The following is a 16,608-nucleotide window of genomic DNA, read 5'->3' on the forward strand; positions in this document are numbered from 1 at the left end:
ACCGCGTACGGCTGCCAGCTGCGCAGCACGGCCGACAGCCCCTCGTGGTCGAGGAGGCCTCCCCGGCATCAGTCGGCCTCCTCCGGTACCGCGGTGGCCCGGGCGTACGCGGCGGCGCGGATCGGTGAGGGGCCGCAGGCCCACACCATGATCCGTCCACCGGTCCGCGCCAGCGGGCGGTCCCAGGACGCGCGGACCAACCGGGGCCGCCGGACGGCGAGTTCGGCCCTGGCCCAGGACGGCAGCAGGTCGATCGAGGCGTTCGTCAGCACCCGGACGGCGGCCCGCTCGCGGCGGCTCCGGCCGAAGCCCCGCAGCAACCGGAGCACGTCCAGGGCCGGCGGTGTGACCCGCAGCTCCGGCCGGATCCCGGCCAGATAGGCCGCCACCTCGGCGCGGGACCGCGGTACGTCCCGGGCGCCCAGCCGTTCGGCGACGCACACCGCCTCCGCGTAGTAGCGGTCGCACTCGGCGGGGGACAGCGGGGTGGCGGCGTAGGCCTGGTAGCCGGTCAGGAAGCAGTACACCTCGGCCGTGTGCACCCAGGTGAGCAGCCGCGGATCATCGGCGCGGTAGGGGCGGCCGTCCGGCGCCGTGCCACTGACCCGGGGGTGGATCCGCCGCACGGCCGCGATCGCCTGCTCGGCCGCCGCCGTCGAGCCGAGCGTGGTGGTGGTGACGAACCGGGCCGTGCGGTTGAGCCGCCCGGTCGGGTCGGCGCGGAAGTCCGAGTGCGCGTCGACGGCGGCCATCGCGAGCGGGTGCAGGGACTGCAGCAACAGCGCCGCGAAGCCGCCCACCAGCATCCCGGTCGGGTGCCCGTGCACCCGCCACACCACACTGTCCGGGCCGAACAGACCCGGGTCGCCGGCCGGACGGTCGTAGCGCTCCAGGTGCAGGTCCCGGCCGTGCACGGTCGCGTTGATCTCGGCCAGCAGCCTGGCGCGCAGCGCGGCGAGCGGCGTACGCCGCCCGGTCGACCCGATCCCCGACCCCACCATGCCCACCCCTTCCGCCCCGGCCACCACGGTACCGACGGGGCGGCCGACCTGGACGACCGGGGCGCGTGCGCACCGCTGCTCCGGGCCGGGCTCGTGTTCCGGGCCGGGCTCGTGCTCCGGGCCGGGCATGCCGCTCACGGCACCATGACCATCAGCACGGGCCCGGTGGCGAAGGCCATGGCGCTGCCGTCCGGCAGGGTGAAGGTCGTGCCCGCCGCCGGGTCCGGCCGGGTCCAGCGGGTGCTCCACTCCCGGCCGTCGCGCAGCACCTCCGCCTGGCCCGAGCCGGTGCTCACGGTGAACACCTCGTTGTCGGGGTGCCCGGCGTTGAAGTCGGTGAACAGGCCGGGACGGATGCTGACGTGCTGGGCGACCACCGTCGCCGTGCCGGACCAGGCCGGGCGGCCGTCCACGGCGACGTCATAGGTGCTGCCGTTGTACCGCACGCCGATGGACGCGGCCGGCAGGCGCCAGGTCATGGCGGCGGACGCATCGCCCCCGCCCGGTGCGGCACCGAACGTGAAGCCGGGCGAGCGGGCGGGGACGGACGGGTGCGCGGCGAGGATCCGGTGCGGGTCGATGAAGGTCGGGTCCACGGCGCGGTCGGTGAACACGTCGGGGTCGGTGAACGGGGTGACGTTGCGCAGGTCGGCCCGGTCGAGCAGCGGGATCAGCCCGCTGATGGCGCCGCTGTAGGCGAAGTCGACGTGCCCGTACTGCTGGAGCAGCGGGATGTCGGTCTGCCGGGCCGAGCGCACCGGGCCGATCAGGGCGGGCAGGTGGTTGGCGTCGTACACGGCGAGGAACCGGGACAGACCGCCCTCGACCTCCAGCCAATAGACGATGTCGGCCTCGGCGAGCCCGCGGTGGATCGCCTGCACCCGCGCACCGACGTTGTCGATCTTCACCGCGAGGGCGTCGCCGGCCGTTCCGATGTTGTCCAGCGGATTCGCCGACCGCTCCGGCCGCGCCCCCTGCCCGGACACGTGCGCGCCGCCTCCGCACCCCGCCACCGTGGCGACCCCGGTCACGACCACCGCGAGCACCGTCCCGCCCCGCAGGCCGACCGTACTGTGGGTGTCCACGACGCTGTCCCGCCGTTCCTTCTCGTGCCGTCGAACCGCCCCTCCCCAACCCTCTGCTTGCCCGCCCCGCGCACGGCAAAACCGCCCGGGAGGCCTTCCCCCGCAGCTGTCGTGCGGGCACCAACAATGTGCCCGGCCGGTCGGCCCGCGGGCGGCCGCGCCACCGCCTTCGAAAAGCCCGCGACCGCCACCCCGCACGCGCGGCAGACACAGCGCGTGTTCGGCCTCCGTCGACGGCATGGCCACCCTCCACGAGTCCGCCGCCCGCCCGGTCCGCGATCCCGACGCGCCCGCCCCGGCGGCGCCGAAGCGTCGCCGGGGCGGGGCACCGAGGGGCGGCCGATCGCCGGCCGGTTCGTCAGGGGCAGTGCTTCCAGGCGAGGTGGTAGACGGTGTTGATGTTCCCGTCCGTCGAGTCCATCGTCATGAAGCTGGTGGTCCGGGTCGGGTCCGAGCTGCCGGCCGAGACCCGCAGTTCGGTGTTGATGTTGAAGTTGCGCTCCTCACCGCAGGGGGCCCAGACCAGGGCGGCGACGTCGACGGTGTCGGTCCCCTGCCAGCTGTCGTCGTGCGGGCCGTCGAACCGGTGGGACTGGTAGGCGGTCTGGGCCTGGCCCTGGAAGTAGTAGTTGGCCCGCTCGGTGCCGCTCGCGCCCTTCTCCAGGTGGGCGAAGCCGCGGTAGTCGGCGGAGGCGATGGCGTAGGTGAAGCCCTGGGGCACGTGGACGCGCAGGTCGAGCTGGCAGTTCTTCCGGAAGTCGGTCGGCTTCGACCCCACGCCGACCTGGGCGAGGTACGCGCTGTAGGTGACGGTGAAGGCGGTGTTGTCCGGGGAGACGGCCACGGCGGCCGTTCCGGCCGGGCATCCGGAGCCGTTGACCGTCGCGACGTCGATGACGATCCGGTCGGGCGGGGTCGGGAGCGAGTCGAGGCCGAAGGCGGACGGGCCGGACAGTGACGCGGCGACGGCGGTCGCGGCGGCCAGCACACGGAGCAGCATGGGCTTCCCCTTCGATCGGGCACGGAGTCGGAGCCGGAGGCAGAGGCGGAGTCGGCGCGGTACGGTCCGGGCGCCGGACGCCTCGCGACTTGGCATGCATATGTCAGCACATTCGGAGGGCGCTGCCCAGAGGCTCGACGGCGGAGAACACATCGGCCCGACCCCATCCGCCCCGCGGGCGAACTCCGGCCCCAGGTGGCCGAGTTGATCGCCATAGGAGCGAGGGAGCAGCCGCTCACGACCGGGAACACGGAGCGCCCAATGCTTGACAAACTCAACCTTTCATCCCTAGGGTCGCAATTGTTCATGTAGTGAAAGTTCCATGTGCCAATGCACCCCGAACCCCAGGACCGCGAGATCCCCATGCACGAGAACGTTCCTTCAGTGGTCGCCCGCCTGCGGGCCGAGTTCACCACCGGCCGGACCAGGCCGCTCGCCTGGCGCCTGGACAAGCTGGCCGCCCTGCGCAGCCTGCTCACCGAGCAGACCGAGGTGCTGCAGCAGGCCCTGCACGCCGACCTCGGCAAGGGCGCCACCGAGGCGTACCGCACCGAGATCGGCTTCACCATCAACGAACTCGACCACATCGTGGCGCACCTGGCGCAGTGGCTGGAGCCGAGGCCGGCCGCGGTGCCGGAGTTCTTCCGCCCCGCCGAGGCCCGGGTGGTGCGCGATCCGCTGGGCGTGGTGCTGATCATCGCGCCCTGGAACTACCCGCTCCAGCTCGCCCTGGCGCCGCTGGTCGGCGCGCTGGCCGCCGGGAACACCGCCCTCGTCAAGCCCAGCGAGCTCGCCCCGGCGACCTCCGCGGCCATCGCCGAGCTGCTGCCGCGCTACCTCGGCGAGGAGGCGGTCGCGGTCGTCGAAGGGGCCGTGCCGGAGACCACCGCCCTGCTGGAGGAGCGCTTCGACCACATCTTCTACACCGGCAACGGCGCGGTCGGCCGGATCGTCATGGCCGCCGCCGCCAAGCACCTGACCCCGGTCACCCTGGAGCTCGGCGGCAAGAGCCCGGTCGTGGTCGAGCCCGGCGCCGACCTCGCCGTCACCGCCCGGCGGATCGCCCGCAGCAAGTTCCTCAACGCCGGACAGACCTGCGTCGCCCCCGACTACGTCCTCGCCATCGGCGACACCGCGGCCGGCCTGGAGGAGGAACTGGCGGCTGCCGTACGGGAGTTGTTCGGCGACGACCCGGCCGGGAGCACGGACTACGGGCGGATCGTCAACGATCGCCACTTCGACCGGCTCACCGCACTGCTCGACGACGGACGGACCGTCATCGGCGGCGACCACGACCGCGCCGCGCGCTACCTCGCCCCGACCGTCCTCGCCGACGTCCCGGCGACCGCCCCGGTGATGCAGGCCGAGATCTTCGGCCCGGTCCTGCCCGTCCTGACCGTCCCCGACCTCGACGCGGCGATCGCGTTCATCAACGAGCGCGACAAGCCGCTCGCCCTGTACGCCTTCACGGAGTCCGCGGACACCAAGCGGCGGCTGACCGAGGAGACCTCCTCCGGCGCACTCAGCTTCGGACTGCCGGTCTCGCACCTGGCGATGCCCGAGCTGCCGTTCGGCGGCGTCGGCGAGAGCGGCATGGGCCGCTACCACGGCGAGTACTCGATCGACACGTTCAGCCACACCAAGGCCGTCGTCGACAAGCCGCTCGCCTGAAACCGGGGACGCCGCCGGCGCCGCGTCCGAGCAAGGGGGGGGCGGAAATCACGGGGCCTCCGGGGCCGGTGGCATTCCCGCGGGCGACATACCCGAATCGGCATTCCGGCTATTACCGCAGGCCGATCGCCGTACGGAGCGGTACGGTCACCGCCTTCACCGGGATCGGAAAATTTCATTCCGGGGTCTGTCCGAAAATCGCCCATGGGCCTAGGCTGCGGCGCGTGTCGCTCTTCCGAAGAAACCGCGCCTCCGGCCCTGGCCTGCGCCCCGAGCTCGGCGACGCCGAGCTCGGCCGCGTACGGCGGCAGCTCAAGTCCCCTGGCCTGCCGGGCCAGAACGCCATCCAGGTCGACCAGGTCGAACGGTTGCTACGGGAGACCGGCCCCGACTGGGACCGGCGCGGGCACCGATTCGCCGTGCTCGCCGAAACCGCCGCGCCTTCCTCCCTGGCGCGAAACTGGCGGTTGCGTCGTGCCCAGAATGCGGACGCGCTGATATTCGAGGCGTGGGTCGAACTCGTCCGAGGCCGGTTCGCGGGCCGGATGGACGATGCCCGCGCGGCCGCGGACAACTGTTACACCGCGGCCGACCTCGCGCCCGAGGACCCGACGCCGTGGGTGGTGCTGCTCGGCATCCTGCGCGTGATGCGTGCCGACTCGCGCGAGCTGATCGCCGTCTGGCACGAGGTCGCCGAGCGCGACCCGTGGAACCGCGAGGCCCACCTGCAGATGCTGCGGTACCTCTCGCCGGAGGAGTGCGGGTCGCGCAGCGCCCAGCTCAACTTCGTCGACACGGTCCGGAGTTCGGCACCGCCTACCGCGCCGACCGCCGGGGTGGAACTGACCGCGCTGGTGGACGAGCACGCCCGCACGACCGCCGGGGGCGGCGTCGAGGCGCTGCTGGTCCGCCGCCAGTGGACGCACAACCGGGCGGTCAACGCGCTCGACACCGCCCTGCACGGGTGGTCCCGCCTCGGCGGCCTGCAGCACGCGGCGGCCGCCGCCGACCTCAACCTGCTGGCCTTCGCCCTGATCCAGTCGGGCCGCGTGGGCGAGAGCGGCGGCACGTTCCGGCTGATCGACAACGCGGTCACCGCCTGGCCCTGGTCGCTCATCGGCGATCCGCTCCAGGAGTTCACGTACTGGCAGTCGCGCGCGACGGCCTGACCCCGGGCGTGCCGGCGGGCCGTGACGATCCCGTCGTCACGGCCCGCTGGCATGCCCGGCGGACCGCCGGGCGGGAGGTCAGGCCGACCCGCGGGACGCCCGCCGCCCGGCGACGCCCAGCCACCCCACGGCCGCCAGGATGACCACCGCGAGGACGAGGCTGACCGGACCGGTGCCCAGATCCAGCCCGCCCCGTGCGCGGCTTACGCCGGCCCAGTCGGCGAAGCAGGCGCCGAGCGGCCGGGTCAGGACGTAGGCCCACCAGAAGGTCAGGACCGGCGACAGGCCCGAGAACCGGTGAGCGAGCGCGGGCACCGCGATCAGGGCCGCGAACAGCAGCCCCGAGGGGAGGTAGCCCCAGCCCAGGGTGGCCGCGGTCAGATCACCGACGGCCGTGCCGAGGGCGAAGGTGGCCATCACCGCGCACCAGTAGAAGACCTCGCGGCGCCCGCCCGCGACCGCCTCCACCGCGAGCGTGCCCTCCGTCCGCCGCCACACCGCGAACACCACGGCGAGCAGCCCGGCGAACGCGAGCGCGGAGGCGGCGTACGGCACCCCGAGGGCGACGTGCGCGACGTCGGCCGCCATGGTGCCGAACACGCTCACCATGATCACCGCCGTCCAGTACACCGCCGGGACGTAGCGACGGGAACGGGCCTGGACGACCAGCGCGGCGACGAGCAGCAGCCCGGCCGAACCGACCGCCGGGACCGGCCCCAGCACCGTGGCGAGGTAGTCGGAGGTGGTCTCGCCCATCCCGGTGGTGAGGATCTTGACGACCCAGAACACGGCCGTGACCTGCGGGACCTTGCTCAGGACGGACCCCGCGGGGGCCGCCGGGCGTCGGTGGCCCGAACCGGAGGTTGTCGCGGCGGGGGTTTCCGCGGCAGGGCTTGTCGTGGCGGGGGTTGTCGTGGCGCCCATGACGGACGGCGCTCCCTTCTCTGCGTCACTGTGTCTCTACGTCACTGCGTCATTGCGGCATTGCGTCACTGCGGCATTGCGTCACTGCGGCATTGCGTCTCTGCGGCAGGCACGGCGCGGGCCGCGCCCGGTCGGTGCGTCAGCCGCCCAGCACGGTGTTGCCGGTGACCGCGGCGGTGGCACCGTCCACGGTCACGGCGTGCCGCACGCCGTCCGGGCCGACGACCACGGCCCGCCAGGCGCGGCCACCGCCCTGTTCGGCCACCGTGGACAGGGACTCGACCCTGCCGCCCGCGACGGCCGCCGCGGCCTTCGCCAGCGCGTCGGCGGCGTCGGTCGACGGCAGCGGCGCCGGCGCAGCGGACCCGGCCGGGCCGTCCCCGTTCTCGTTCCCGTTCCCGTGTCCGTGTCCGTGTCCGGGAGCCGTGCGGCCCTGGTGGCCCTGGTGACCCCGACCGGCGTCCCGGCCGTCGCCCTGCGCCCAGCCGTGGCCGTCGCCGTGGCCCTCGCCCCGGCCGTCGTGGTGCTCCTGCTCACCCGCCGCCCACCGGCCGTCGCCGTGGCCCTCGTGCTCGTGGTGGAGCGCCGCCGCGGCCGCGCCGCCGCCGATCACCACCACGGCCGCGCCGGCCGCGACCCAGCGCACCGACCGGCCGCGCACCCAGCGCCGGGCCCGCCCGAGGCCGACCCGCGCCCTGTTCGGGCGGCTCGCCGCGTGGTCCTGCTGGGGCTGCACGCCTTCTCCGGGCTCGCTCACGTTCCGCACCACTCCTCGTCACGGCCCGGGCCTTCCCCGGGCGACCGCGCCAGGATGGCCGGGCCTTGCTGAAGATCGGCTGAAGACCGGGGGGCACCGTCGGCCGGCCCCGCCGACGACCTGCGACCCTGGTGGGCATGCGCGTACTGGTGGTGGAGGACGAACGTCGGCTGGCCCTGGCCCTGCAGCACGGGCTGACGGCCGAGGGGTTCACCGTGGACACGGCCCACGACGGCCCGTCCGGCCTCGCCAGGGCCATGGACCACGCCTACGACGTGATCGTCCTCGACATCATGCTGCCCGGCCTCAACGGCTACCGGGTGTGCTCGCGGCTGCGGGCCTCCGGCAGCGACGTCGGCATCCTCATGCTCACCGCGAAGGACGGCGAGTGGGACGAGGCCGAGGCGCTGGACACCGGCGCCGACGACTACCTGTCCAAGCCGTTCTCGTTCGTCGTGCTGGTGGCCCGGCTCAGGGCGCTGGCCCGGCGGATCGGCAGCCGTGCGCCCCGGCGCACCGTCCTGGGCGACCTGGTGGTCGACTCCGCGGCCCGCACCTGCACGCGGGCGGACACCGCCGTCGCCCTCACCCCCCGCGAGTTCGCCATCCTCGACCACCTCGCCCGCCGGGCCGGCGAGGCCGTCTCCAAGCGGGAGATCCTCGACGCGGTCTGGGACGGCGGCCCCGACAGCGATCCGAACACCGTCGAGGTCCACGTCAGCGCGCTCCGACGCAAGATCGACTCCCCGTTCGGACGGGCCGCGGTGCAGACCGTCCGCGGCACCGGCTACCGCCTGGCGGCCGACGGTGGCTGACCCGACCGCCGCCCGCCGGATCCGCGCGGCACTGCACCGGCGCCTTGCCCGCCACCCGGGGGTCGCGGCCCTCGTCGACCGGCTCACGCCGCGCTCGGTCCGGGCCCGCACCACCCTCGCCGCCTGCGTCAGCGTCGCCGTCGTCCTCGTCACCGCCTCGGCCGCCGTCGCGGTGCTGCTGCACGCCAACCTGGAACGCACCGTCGAAGCCGGCGCCCGCGAGCAGGCCCAGGCCGTCGCCCGCCTCGCCGAGGACGGGCGCCTGCCCGGCCTGCTCCCCCTCGACCACGGCACCGACTTCATCCAGGTCGTCGACGCGCACGGCACGGTGGTCGCCACCAGCCAGAACCTGACCGGCCACCCCTCGATCGCGCCCACCGGTCACCGGGACGGCCACACCACCTTCGACGTCCGCACCCTGGGCGACCAGCACCACCAGCGCGTCACCACGATCACCACCGCCACCCCGGCCGGGCCCGTCACCGTCCACGTCGGTGCGTCGCTGCGCACCGTCGACGCCGCCGAGGACCTCACCACCGCCGCGTTCGCCGCGCTGAGCACCGTCCTGCTGATCACCGTCGGCGTCCTCACCTGGCGTGCGACCGGCCGGGCCCTGCGGCCCGTCGAGGCCATCCGTGCCGAGGTCGCCGCCATCGGCGACCGCGACCTGGACCGCCGCGTCCCCGAGCCCCACAGCGACGACGAGATCGCCCGGCTCGCCGGCACCATGAACGCCATGCTCGGACGCCTCGAAGCCGCGGGCACCCGCCAGCGCCGCTTCATCGCCGACGCCTCCCACGAGCTGCGCAGCCCCCTCACGGTCCTGCGCACCCAGCTCGAAGTGGCCCTCGCCCACCCCGACCACGCCGTGCGCGCCGACCTGGTGACCGGCGCGCTGGAGGACACCGAGCGCCTCCAGGCCCTCGCCGCCGACCTCCTGCTGCTCGCCCGCCTCGACGCCGCCGGGCGCGACCGGCCCGGTGAGGCCGTCGACCTCGCCGAGCTGGTGCACACCACGGTCGCGGCCCGCGGCGCCGGGGCCAACCCCGTCGCCGTGCACACGGACTCCGCCGTCACGGTGGTCGGCAACCGCCTGTGGCTGGGCCGGCTCCTCACCAACCTGCTCGACAACGCCCACCGGCACGCCCGGCAGCACGTCACCGTCCGCCTCGACAGCGACCGGTCCACCGGCCACGCGGTCCTCGACGTGGCCAACGACGGGCCGCCGATCGAACCCGCCGACCGCGAACGGATCTTCGAGCGCTTCACCCGGCTGGACGACGCCCGCAGCCGCGACGACGGCGGCGCCGGGCTGGGCCTGCCGATCGCCCGCGACATCGCCGCGATCCACGGCGGCAGCCTCACCGTCCTCGCCGCGCCCGGGCCGACCACCTTCCGCACCCGGCTGCCGGCCGACCCGGACCACGCCGCCGACCCCGACCACGCTGCCGGCTCGGACCGCCCTGACCGGCCGGACCGCCCTGCCGCCCCGGCCTCCTGAAGGCCGGGGCGGGGGACGGGAGTTCAGCCGGCGGCCCGGCGGGCGGCCAGATCGTCCAGGATGGTGGCGGTGGCGGTCGCCCCGAAGCGTTCGGCGCCGGCGGCCACGAACTCCAGCATCCGGTCGAGGGTGCGCACCCCGCCCGCCGCCTTGACCCTCATGTGCGCGGGGACGTTCGCACGCATCAGCCGGACGTCCGCCAGGGTCGCGCCCCCGGGCGCGAAGCCGGTCGAGGTCTTCACGAAGTCCGCGCCCGCCAGGGTGCTGAGGCGACAGGCGCGCAGCTTCTCCTGGTCGTCGAGGTAGGCGTTCTCGAAGATCACCTTGGTGAGGGCGGTGCCCCTCGCCACATCGGCCACCGCCGCGATGTCCGCCCGCACCGCGTCGTCCTCCCCGCTGCGCAGCAGGCCGATGTTGAGCACCATGTCGAGTTCGGTCGCCCCCGCCGCCAGGGCGTCCACGGCTTCGCCCGCCTTGACCGCGGTGGTGGAGCCGCCGTGCGGGAAGCCGATGACGGTGCCGACCGCGACCGCGGTGCCGGCGAGGGCCTTGACCGCGAGGACGGTGTCGGCGGGGCGCACGCAGACGGAGGCCACGTCGTAGGCCGCGGCGAGCTCGCAGCCGCGCAGGACCTCGGTGGTGGTCAGTTCGGGCCGCAGGAGCGAGTGGTCGATCATCTTGGCGAGCTCCCGGACGGCGATGCCGGTGGGGTCGTCGATGCCGGTGTGGTCCATGAGCCTGTCCTAGGGGTGAGGCGTTCCGCGTCCCGCCGACCGGGGGAGACGCGCGGACAGTCCGACGATAACTTCGGGCCGTCTAGCCGTCTATACAGCTGTCCCGCCCGCCGACCGGGGCCGGGTGTGACGGGGATCACGATGCACGCCTCTTGCCCTTGGCGCATTTCACCGGGAAATGTCCCGCTCTGTACTGGTCTACGCTGGTTGACTAGACAGCCGGACGGCGTAGTCTCAATTTCGGAGGCCCCCTTTTGGAAACGGATTTCGCGCCCAGGTACCACCGGATCGAACAGGCCCTGAGAAACCGGATCGCCAAGCACCGGCCGCATGACCCCCTCCCCTCGGAGGCGGATTTGTGCGAGGAATTCGGAGTGAGCCGGATGACCGCCCGGGCAGCCGTTCAACGACTCGTCACGGAAGGTCTGGTGTACCGGGTGTCCGGGCGCGGGACATTCGTCGCGGAACCGCCGACCCACCGTCGCGCGGAGAACCTTGTCCGATTCAGCGAGGAAATGCGCAGACAGGGCCGGAAGCCCTCGTCACAACTGATTTCGGCGAGCCTCCGGGCCGCCCTGCCGGAGGAGGTCCACCGGCTGCGGCTGCGGAGGTCCGCCCGGGTCGTGGAGGTCGCCCGGGTGCGGCTGGCCGACGGGATCCCCACCGCACTGGAACGGGCGGTGTTCCCCGAGGGCCTGGCCGCGCTGCTGGAGGTCGACTTCCGCACGGCGTCGATGCACGAGACGCTCGTCGGGCTCGGCCGGACACCGACCCGCGGACACTCGTCCATCAGGGCCGCCACGGCCGGCGAGCGGGAGGCGGAGCTGCTGGCGGTGGCTCCGGGAACCGCGCTGCTCGTCGAGGAGCGCCTCATCACGGACCAGGACGAGCTCCCCCTGGAGCTCACCGAGACCCGGTACGTGGGCGACAGGTACGCGCTGGACGTCGCCTTCGAGGTCGATTCCTGAGCGCGGAGGCGTCTCCCGGGGGCGAACGGCGCCGACCGAACCACGCAGGATGAATTTCCGGCGGGGGAACTGCACGATCGGCGGGCGATCCCGCCCGCCGATTCCGGTGGTGGAATGACACACAGGCGTGGAGGGAAAAACCTTGTACGCGTACCTGATGACCTCGCCCGGGAAACTGGAACGCACCCCGGTGCCAGATCCGGAATGCCGCGAGGACGAAATCCTGCTGCAGACCGAAGCGGTTTCCATCTGCTCGACCGACGTTTCCTACTTCCGCGGCCACCTCTTTCCGGAGGACTGGCCGATCATTCCCGGGCACGAATACGTGGGAAGGGTCGTCGAAGTCGGGAAGCGGCTCCGGGACGACGTCCGGCCGGGCGACCGGGTGACCTACTGGGGGCAGACCGACTTCGGCGGCATGGCCGAGTACCGGGCGCTCCGACCGCTCTTCCCCGGCCGGCTCGGCGTCGAGACGGCCTGGTACACCGGCCGCAACTTCTACGACGCCGACCAGGCCGCGGCCGTCGTCCTGCCGCCGCACGTGCCCTCGGACCTGGCCTCCGTCATCGAACCGCTGACCTCGGTCCTGCGGTCGTTACTGCTCAACCCCCCGAAACCGGGTGACACCTGCGTCGTCCTCGGCTGCGGCCCCAGCGCCCAACTGGCCGTCCAGGTGCTGCACCGCCACCTCGGCGCCGGCCCGATCACCGTACTGGACCGCAACAGCGACCGGATGGCCGTCGCGCTGCGCCACGGCGCCTCCCGCGCCTTCAACACCGACACCCAGGCGGCGGAGCTCGAAGCGTACGTGCGTGAACACCACGACCAGTACGCGGACTACGTGTTCGACGCGCTGCCGCACATCGCGGCACCGCGTCGCTCCGCCGGGCAGGCCGACGGCCCGGGCAAGGACATCCGGGAGATCGCGATGGGCCTGCTGCGCCCCGGCGGCTCGTACGTCATCTACGGCGCGACGGCCGTCCCGCAGCGGCTCAACACCTGGATGATCCTGGCCAAGGGGCTGAAGCTGCTCTCCACGCCCTTCGACGTCCGCTCGTTCCCGATGGCCCGCTCCGCGCACGTCACCGCCGTCGCCCTGCGGCTGGTCGAGTCCGGCCTGGTCGACCCCGCCCCGCTGATCACCACCCGGGCCTGCCTCGACGACGAGGACGCCGTCCGCGAGGCGTTCACCGGCTACGGGCGGGGCGCCTCGATGAAGACCTCGCTGCTCGCCCCGTCCGTCCTGCTCGACCACGTACGCCGCTCGGCCGCGGCGGCCACCGCCGCCCCCGCGACCGCCACTGCCCCTGCCCATGCCCCCGCCGACGGAGCCTTCGCCGAGCAGGCCGGGATACCGGGGTGACCGGCACGTCGGTGCCGGTCGGTGCGGATCACCGCACACCCGTCTTCGTCCGGGACCGGCTGACCGCCACCGCCTACGCCGGCCTGGCCGTCTACGCCTACCTCCTGTACGCACTCGGCCCGCTGCTGCCGCTCCTGCGTCAGGACCTGCAGCTGTCCTACGCCCTGATGAGCCTGCACTCCACGGCCTTCGCGGCCGGCGCGATGCTCACCAACCTGCTGTTCCGCCGCCTCCGCGCCCGGCTGGGCCACCGGCTGCTCTTCTGGTCCGCGCTCGCCGCCCTGGCCCTGGGCTCGCTCCTGCTGGCGACCGCGCTGTCGGCCGCCGTCACACTCGGCGCGGCGGTGCTCGGGGGCGTCGGCGGGGCGCTGCTGCAGACGACGGCGCTGGCGGTGCTGGCCGAACACCACGGCGCGCAGGAGTCCCTCCGGGCGCGCGCCCTGGTCGAGGCCAACGCGGCCGCGAGCGTCAGCGCCCTCGCCGCGCCCCTGGTCGTCAGCGGCCTGGAGGGCGCCGGGGTGTCGTGGAACTGGTCCCTGGTGCTGCCCGCCCTCGCGCTCACGGCGATGTACCCGGTACTCCGCCACGAGCCGCTGCGCCCACGCCCCGCCGCCTCCGCCACCTCCGCCACCTCCGCCACCTCCGCCACGACCGCCGCCTCCGCCGCGCCCGCCCGGGGCGTGGTGGAGGCCCGGCGGCCGGCCGGCGCGTTCCCGCTGCGGGCCGCCCTGTGCGGCCTCGTCGTGGGTTTCGAGTTCTGCCTCGCCTACTACGCCGCCCCCCTGCTCACCAGCGCCTTCCACCTGACGGACAGTCAGGCGTCGGTGGCACTGGCGCTGTTCTACGGGGGCGAGCTGATCGGCCGCCTGGCGGGGAGCCGGCTCACGGCCGGCACCCGCCCCACCCGCTCGGTCGCGCTGGTGGCCGGCGCCCTGACCGTCGCCGCCGTCGGCTTCCTCGCCCTGTGGCTCGCCCCCACCACCTGGCTCGCCCTGGTGGGCCTGACCCTCGGCGGCCTCGGCGTCGCCAACCTCTTCCCCCTGACCCTCTCGCTCGCGGTGAGCACGGCGCCCGGCCGCACCGACCAGGCCACGGCCCGCGTCCAACTCGCGGTCAGCACCTGCATCATGCTCGCGCCCCTGCTGCTCGGCACCCTGTCCGACCACCTCGGCGTCCGTTCGGCCTTCGGCCTCGCCGGCTGCCTGCTGCCCCTCGCCGCGCTGCTGCTCGCCGCCGGGCGAAGCCGCCCGGCCGCCGCCGACGCGTCCCCCTCGGGAGTCACCCCGCATGTCCGTCACTGAGAGCTCCGCCAAGGCCCGCGACACGCTGGCCCGCAACCACCGCACCGGCTTCTCCCGGGCGGCCCAGCGCAGTTACGACTTCACCTGCCCCTCCCCCGACAGCTACCCCTTCCAGTGGGCCTGGGACAGCAGCTTCCACGCCGTCGCCCTCACCCACGTCGACACCCGGCGAGCCCGGGACGAACTGCGCTCCCTGCTCAGCGCGGTCACACCCACCGGCTTCCTGCCGCACATGGTCCTCTGGCAGGACGACCTCCGACCGCGCGCCACCGCGGACTTCAGGATCGACCTCTGGGAGGGGTGGCGGTCCGTCACCATCGCGCCGCCCGTGGTGGCCCGAGCCGTCGAGCGGGTGTACCGGGCGACCGGCGACGACCTCTGGCTGCGCCGCGTCCTGCCGCCGGCGCTCGCCTTCTTCCGCTGGCTCAGGGACCACCGGACCAGCCCCGGCACCGGGCTGCTGGAGATCTACCAGCCCGACGAGTCCGGACTCGACAGCAGCCCCAAGTACGATGCCGCGCTCGGCATCCAGGCCGTCCCCGAGGGTGCCGTGCACACCGCCTGGCACCGCGCCATGCGGTCGCTGATCACGGCCTACGCCTCCCCCGCCCGCACGCCCGAGGCCCCGCTCCGCGACCGGAGGCTGTTCGTCTGGAACGACGTGCTGGTCAACACCGTGTACGCCGACGGACTGGCCTGCCTGGCACGCCTCGCCCGGACCGCCGGACCGAACGGGCGCACGGCGGACCGGCTGGCCGAGGAGTCCCGCGCGATCGGCGCCGCGCTGATGCGGCACTGCTGGGACGAGGCCGACGGCGCCTTCCACGACCTCGACCTCGTCGCCGGGCGGCGCAGCGACGTCCTCACGGCGAGTGCGCTCCTGCCCGTCCTCCTCGACTCCGTGCCGGACACCGCCGCGCACCGGGTCATCGAACAACACCTCCTGAACGAGCGGGAGTTCTGGCTCCCCCACCCCGTCCCCAGCGTCGCCGCCACCGAGCCGTCCTACGACCCCTCGTTCCGCACCGGGGCCATCTTCCGCGGCTCCAGCTGGGTCAACCTCAACTGGTACCTGTACTGGGGCCTGCGCCGGCGCGGCTACCGCGCGGAGGCCGACACGCTCGCGACGCGCACCTGCGCCCTCGTCGCGGCCTCGGGCACCCGGGAGTGCTACGGCCCGGAGGACGCCGCCGGGCACGGCGCACGCTCCTTCGGCTGGAGCTCACTCGTCCTGGACCTGGCCGCCGCGACGACCGCCGAGCCGACGACGGCCAGCGGTCCGACGACGACCGCCGAGCCGACGACGGCCAGCGGTCCGACCGCCACGCCGGAGGAGGACTGACCATGGCCAACTGGGGTTTCCTGGGCGCCGGTTCGATCGCCGCCTCCAGCCTCGCACCCGCCGTCCACGCGGCCGACGGCCCGCGCCTGCACGCCGTCGCCGCGAGCGACCCCCGGCGCGCCCGCGCCCTCGACCCGGCCCGGGTGTACACCCGCTACCAGGACCTGCTGGACGACCCCGACGTCGACGTCGTCTACGTCGCGCTCCACAACAGCGCCCACCGCCCCTGGGTGGAGCGCGCCCTGCGGGCGGGCAAGCACGTGCTGTGCGAGAAGCCGCTCGGGCTCACCGCCGCCGAGGTGGGCGCCATGACCGCCACCGCCCGCGCCACCGGACGCCTGCTCGTCGAGGCGGCCTGGAACCGCTGGCATCCGCGCACCCGGGACCTCGAATCCATGATCACCCGCGGCGCGGTCGGCACCGTCCACACCGTCACCGCCCGGTTCGACGGCCTCGCCCCCGCCGCCGGCAACTACCGCCTCGACCCGGCCCTCGGTGGCGGCGCCCTCTACGACGTCGGCTACTACGCCGTCGCCGCCGCGCTCGCCGCCTTCGGGTGGCGGAGCCCGAGGGTCGTCCGGGCCGAACAGGACCACTGGCACCCCGGCTCCGCCGACTCCGCCACCCGCTTCCTGCTCGACTTCCCCGGCCGGGGCACGGCCGAGGTCGGCTGCTCTCTCGTCGGCGGCATGTCCGAGACCTTCACCACCACCGGTACGGACGGCTCCATCACCCTCACCCCGCCGGCCTTCTGCGCCGGCTCGGCCCCCAGCACGCTCACGACCAGCGGAACGCCCGCTGCCGCGGGCCACCACCGCCACTACCCGCCGCAGGACCCCTACCGCCTCATGGTCGAGTCGATGGACGCCGCGGCCCACGGCGACAGCGGTGCCCACCTCGTCCCGCTCGCGCAGTCGCTCCTCATCGCCACCACCCTGGACTCCGTCCGCAGCCGCCTCGCCCGGCGAACGGCCTGA

The 16,608-nt window shown here is 74.0% G+C and carries 15 protein-coding genes and 1 pseudogene; 10 read left to right on the top strand and 6 right to left on the bottom strand.

All coding sequences use genetic code 11. The annotated features are described in order from the left end of the window. Positions 1-68 precede the first annotated feature (68 nt). The 3 genes from ABT048_RS29830 to ABT048_RS29840 all read right to left on the bottom strand — a co-directional run bounded on the left by ABT048_RS29830 (position 69) and on the right by ABT048_RS29840 (position 3,086). Positions 69-1,130, bottom strand: coding sequence for an oxygenase MpaB family protein (locus ABT048_RS29830; protein ID WP_350524723.1), 1,062 nt, complete (start codon positions 1,128-1,130; stop codon positions 69-71). A gap of 5 nt (positions 1,131-1,135) precedes the next feature. Beyond that, entirely contained in the window at positions 1,136-2,086 is a 951-nt protein-coding gene (locus ABT048_RS29835; RefSeq protein ID WP_350524639.1) for a DUF3048 domain-containing protein, read from the bottom strand. Positions 2,087-2,444: 358 nt separating this feature from the next. Next, positions 2,445-3,086 (bottom strand): DUF4360 domain-containing protein, encoded by a 642-nt coding sequence (locus ABT048_RS29840; protein WP_350524640.1) that lies wholly within the window; start codon positions 3,084-3,086, stop codon positions 2,445-2,447. A 330-nt stretch (positions 3,087-3,416) separates the two neighbouring features. On the opposite strand from ABT048_RS29840, the gene ABT048_RS29845 reads away from it, so the two are divergent. Then, positions 3,417-4,757, top strand: a complete 1,341-nt coding sequence (locus tag ABT048_RS29845) for an aldehyde dehydrogenase family protein (protein ID WP_350524641.1) — start codon at positions 3,417-3,419, stop codon at positions 4,755-4,757. Positions 4,758-4,981: 224 nt separating this feature from the next. Next, a complete protein-coding gene (locus ABT048_RS29850) occupies positions 4,982-5,926 on the top strand; it encodes a tetratricopeptide repeat protein (RefSeq protein ID WP_350524642.1) in 945 nt (314 codons plus the stop codon). Positions 5,927-6,004: 78 nt separating this feature from the next. Here the strand turns inward: ABT048_RS29850 and ABT048_RS29855 are convergent, their stop codons facing one another. Then, on the bottom strand, positions 6,005-6,715 hold the full coding sequence (locus ABT048_RS29855; RefSeq protein WP_350524643.1) for a COG4705 family protein: 711 nt from the start codon (positions 6,713-6,715) through the stop codon (positions 6,005-6,007). Positions 6,716-6,989: 274 nt separating this feature from the next. After that, the gene (locus ABT048_RS29860) at positions 6,990-7,607 is read right to left on the bottom strand and encodes a hypothetical protein (RefSeq protein ID WP_350524644.1); all 618 of its coding nucleotides are present in this window, start codon (positions 7,605-7,607) and stop codon (positions 6,990-6,992) included. 137 nt (positions 7,608-7,744) lie between these two features. Here ABT048_RS29860 and ABT048_RS29865 point away from each other — a divergent pair, with 137 nt between their 5' ends. Both ABT048_RS29865 and ABT048_RS29870 read left to right on the top strand, forming a co-directional pair. After that, on the top strand, positions 7,745-8,422 hold the full coding sequence (locus tag ABT048_RS29865; RefSeq protein WP_350524645.1) for a response regulator transcription factor: 678 nt from the start codon (positions 7,745-7,747) through the stop codon (positions 8,420-8,422). Then, complete coding sequence (locus tag ABT048_RS29870; protein WP_350524646.1) at positions 8,415-9,923, top strand: ATP-binding protein; 1,509 nt, start codon at positions 8,415-8,417, stop codon at positions 9,921-9,923. The genes ABT048_RS29865 and ABT048_RS29870 overlap by 8 nt, the downstream gene beginning before the upstream one ends. Positions 9,924-9,946: 23 nt before the next feature. Here ABT048_RS29870 and deoC read toward each other — a convergent pair whose 3' ends face one another. Then, positions 9,947-10,657: a deoxyribose-phosphate aldolase gene (deoC, locus tag ABT048_RS29875; RefSeq protein ID WP_350524647.1), complete on the bottom strand. Its 711-nt coding sequence runs from the start codon at positions 10,655-10,657 to the stop codon at positions 9,947-9,949. Positions 10,658-10,911: 254 nt separating this feature from the next. Between deoC and ABT048_RS29880 the strand changes: the two are divergent. From ABT048_RS29880 to ABT048_RS29905, 6 genes and pseudogenes are all read left to right on the top strand, one after another. Next, positions 10,912-11,106 (top strand): annotated as a pseudogene (locus ABT048_RS29880) (GntR family transcriptional regulator); the annotation flags it as partial. A gap of 66 nt (positions 11,107-11,172) precedes the next feature. Beyond that, on the top strand, positions 11,173-11,625 hold the full coding sequence (locus ABT048_RS29885; RefSeq protein WP_350524724.1) for a GntR family transcriptional regulator: 453 nt from the start codon (positions 11,173-11,175) through the stop codon (positions 11,623-11,625). A 142-nt stretch (positions 11,626-11,767) separates the two neighbouring features. Further along, complete coding sequence (locus ABT048_RS29890) at positions 11,768-12,988, top strand: zinc-dependent alcohol dehydrogenase (protein WP_350524648.1); 1,221 nt, start codon at positions 11,768-11,770, stop codon at positions 12,986-12,988. Then, positions 12,985-14,289: an MFS transporter gene (locus tag ABT048_RS29895; protein WP_350524649.1), complete on the top strand. Its 1,305-nt coding sequence runs from the start codon at positions 12,985-12,987 to the stop codon at positions 14,287-14,289. The genes ABT048_RS29890 and ABT048_RS29895 overlap by 4 nt, the downstream gene beginning before the upstream one ends. Then, positions 14,276-15,631, top strand: a complete 1,356-nt coding sequence (locus ABT048_RS29900) for an amylo-alpha-1,6-glucosidase (protein ID WP_350524650.1) — start codon at positions 14,276-14,278, stop codon at positions 15,629-15,631. Before ABT048_RS29895 ends, ABT048_RS29900 begins: the two co-directional genes overlap by 14 nt. A gap of 2 nt (positions 15,632-15,633) precedes the next feature. Then, positions 15,634-16,608 (top strand): Gfo/Idh/MocA family protein, encoded by a 975-nt coding sequence (locus ABT048_RS29905; protein ID WP_350524651.1) that lies wholly within the window; start codon positions 15,634-15,636, stop codon positions 16,606-16,608.

The sequence above is a fragment of the Kitasatospora sp. NPDC096140 genome (genome assembly GCF_040303045.1).
GTDB lineage: Bacteria > Actinomycetota > Actinomycetes > Streptomycetales > Streptomycetaceae > Kitasatospora.